At 47.9% G+C, this 2,805-nt stretch carries 4 protein-coding genes and 2 pseudogenes; all 6 read left to right on the top strand.

The window, feature by feature from the left end; genetic code table 11:
• The coding region (locus tag B5F35_RS17895) for a DUF4368 domain-containing protein (RefSeq protein ID WP_139624928.1) at positions 1 to 196 on the top strand (196 nt) is incomplete at its 5' end.
• 37 nt (positions 197 to 233) lie between these two features.
• Positions 234 to 641 (top strand): annotated as a pseudogene (locus B5F35_RS17890) (helix-turn-helix domain-containing protein); the annotation flags it as partial.
• A gap of 25 nt (positions 642 to 666) precedes the next feature.
• The gene (locus tag B5F35_RS17885) at positions 667 to 1,140 is read left to right on the top strand and encodes a hypothetical protein (RefSeq protein ID WP_087243017.1); all 474 of its coding nucleotides are present in this window, start codon (positions 667 to 669) and stop codon (positions 1,138 to 1,140) included.
• Between the two features lie 144 nt (positions 1,141 to 1,284).
• Positions 1,285 to 1,530: pseudogene (locus B5F35_RS19405) on the top strand (topoisomerase); the annotation flags it as partial.
• A gap of 12 nt (positions 1,531 to 1,542) precedes the next feature.
• The gene (locus B5F35_RS19400; protein ID WP_330396282.1) at positions 1,543 to 1,971 is read left to right on the top strand and encodes an FtsX-like permease family protein; all 429 of its coding nucleotides are present in this window, start codon (positions 1,543 to 1,545) and stop codon (positions 1,969 to 1,971) included.
• A gap of 40 nt (positions 1,972 to 2,011) precedes the next feature.
• Entirely contained in the window at positions 2,012 to 2,737 is a 726-nt protein-coding gene (locus B5F35_RS17875) for an ABC transporter ATP-binding protein (protein WP_087243013.1), read from the top strand.
• The last annotated feature ends 68 nt before the right edge of the window (positions 2,738 to 2,805 follow it).

Here is a 2,805-nt window from a genome sequence, read left to right as displayed (position 1 = left end):
CGCCGCCCAGACAGCGGTTGACGCTGAAAAGTGGATAGGTCTGATGAAACAGTATGTCAATCCCACAGAATTGACGGCTGAACTTCTGAATACGCTGATTGAAAAAATCCTTGTCCATGAAGCGGTCAAAAGTGAGGACGGAAGCCGGGAACAGGAAGTGGAAATCTTCTACCGCTTTATCGGCAAAATCGAATGACACATCTTGAGATACCCAACAATATCTTTAACTAAGGGAAACGGGATTATCGGTTCCCGACTCTGATATGTTAATCTCCCTGTCGGAAGTGCTTGAAACACCTGTAAGTACATTACTGGGGGAAACTGTAACTGAAGCGGAGGTTGATAACTTAAAAGCAATTTCTGAAAAATTGGAGGTGATAAATTTGCAACTGGCACAAAGGAAAACCACGAGAAGAAAAATTATCCGTTGGCTGCTTGTTTCATTATGTGCAATTATATTAATGATTTTTGCGGCTTTAATAATATGGAGTAGTCCTTATTTGGGTTGGGATTATAGTGATCCTGAAACCGCTGTTCTCGGAGTGGCTTTCCACTCATTTGAATGGCTGTTTGTCAGAGTAGCGCCAATTATCTTCATCGCTGCAATCATTGGAATTTTCTTTACCTTCAAGAAAGAATGAATGGATAAACAGGAGTGTTTCTAACATGAAGAAAAAGGTGATCGGTATTATTGCCGCGATAGTAGTTGTGCTGGGACTGAGCCTTGTCGTTTACAATCAGATAATTCCCAACGAATATGTGCCTGCTGCTGATGAAATAGCCCTGCACCTGCAATTAGACACGGAAGAAGATATTGGACTACTGGTTTATGATTATCGTGCAGATAGTCACGAATACAGTGGAGGTATATCAAATGCGGACGGTTCGTTAATCAAGCACGATTCCGATAACATTGTGGTGTTGAATAAGGAGGAGCTAAACAATATCGCTGATACTTTTGAACTGTCCATGCAGTTCCGAATCATAACGGAATATGTGGCTCCCAATTATGAAAATATATATCCAGATGACATTACAAAGTATATGGAGCCTATTTCGTGGGAAGCCAGCTTTGGCGAATCATATTTTATTACCATTACCGGTGATAAGACGAATGGGTATAAAGTTGCATTAAAATAAATTATAAAATAACATGCAAGGCCGATTGGAGCAATCCAGTCGGCTTTTTCCATATCTGAAAAGAGTACAGCCCCCTTTACATAGTCAGCTACCCCCACATGGGGCGGCTAATCTACGGCTATGTGAAGGGGGCTGTATTTTTTTATGCCTTTTTACGATTCAGAAGCCATCGAACGGGCAAGGCAGGTGGATCTTCTCACCTATCTGCAAACCTGCGAACCCCAGGAGTTGGTCCATGTGTCCGGTAACGTCTACTGCACCAGGACCCATGACAGCCTGCGGATTTCCAACGGCAAATGGTGCTGGTTTTCGCGCGGGACCGGCGGTTACAGCGCGCTGGACTATCTCATCAAGGTCAACGGCTATTCCTTTCTGGAGGCCATTGTTACAGCCAACGATGAAGTGTATCAGAACATTTCAAGTTCTCTCTCTGACACAACCGCTTTGGTTACGACGCTGATTATTGTCATTACTGCTGTGAGCATGGTTTTGATAATTCTCATTCTCTCCATGTCCATCCGCAGCCGCAAAAGAGAAACCGGGATTTTGCTGGCGGTAGGTATTGCCAAGCCTGCGGTCATTCTCCAATATGTGCTGGAAACCCTGCTGATTGCAGTGGTGGCCTTCCCACTGGCGTACCTATCGAGCAAGCAGGTTGCCGGCGCCCTGGGTACGCTGTTCGGCAAAGCGGCGGAGAATGTCATCGTCACGCCGGAGCATTTCATACTGGTGGCTATCGTGGGCGGCGTTCTGCTGGTGGCGGCGGTGCTGGTGTCCAGTATCTCGACCATGCGGTTAAAGCCCAAGCAGATTTTGTCGCAGATGGAATAAGACCATCCACCCCCTAAAATAACGAAATGAGGTAATCACTATGAGTATCATGGAAATCAAACAAGTGGGATATTCCTACGATAATAAAAAGAAAGTCTTAAAAGGCGTCAACGCCGAAATGGAACAGGGCAAACTTTACGCCATCCTGGGGCCTTCCGGCTGCGGCAAAACCACCCTGCTCTCCCTAATCGGAGGGCTGGACAGCCCCGGCAGCGGCCAGATTTACTTCGATGGGCAGGACATTGCCAAGACTGGTCTTTCTGACCACCGGAAAAACCATGTGGCGTTTATCTTCCAGGCGTACAACCTCATCGACTACTTGACTCCTACGGAGAACGTGTCCCTGACTTCCAAGCTGCCGCCGCTGCCCATTCTGGAGCGGCTGGGCCTGACGAAAGAAGAAGCCAGGCGGAATGTGCTGAAGCTCTCCGGCGGCCAGCAGCAACGAGTTGCTATCGCCCGTGCCCTAGCAAGCGAGGCTCCTGTGATCCTGGCGGACGAACCTACCGGCAATCTGGACGAGGACACCGCCCAGGACATCACGGAAATTCTTAAAGAGAGCGCCCACAAGATGAACAAGTGTGTGGTGGTCGTTACCCACTCCAATGATCTGGCAAAGCAGGCCGATGTGGTATTCCGGTTGAGAAAGGGTGAGCTGCAGGTGCTGGAGCGCGTTCAAGATGGAGCCGCCCAGCCCCAATCCCGCAGAAACAACGCTCCCCGCAGTGAAAGATTAACTATTAAAAGTCAACCACAAAATGAATAGCTGTGGTGAAAGGGAGATGGTTCAAAAAGGGTATAGCAAAGCAGAGGTCTTGTCAGACCCCTGCTGGC

The sequence above is a fragment of the Anaeromassilibacillus sp. An200 genome (genome assembly GCF_002160025.1).
In the GTDB taxonomy this organism is placed as follows: domain Bacteria; phylum Bacillota; class Clostridia; order Oscillospirales; family Acutalibacteraceae; genus Caccousia; species Caccousia stercoris.
Note: the sequence above shows the minus strand (reverse complement) of the source record. Positions and strands in the feature narration are given on the sequence as shown.

Coding starts and splice junctions, on each gene's coding strand:
- B5F35_RS17885 (WP_087243017.1), top strand. CDS start 667: ATGAAGAAAAAGGTGATCGGTATTATTGCCGCGATAGTAGTTGTGCTG.
- B5F35_RS17875 (WP_087243013.1), top strand. CDS start 2,012: ATGAGTATCATGGAAATCAAACAAGTGGGATATTCCTACGATAATAAA.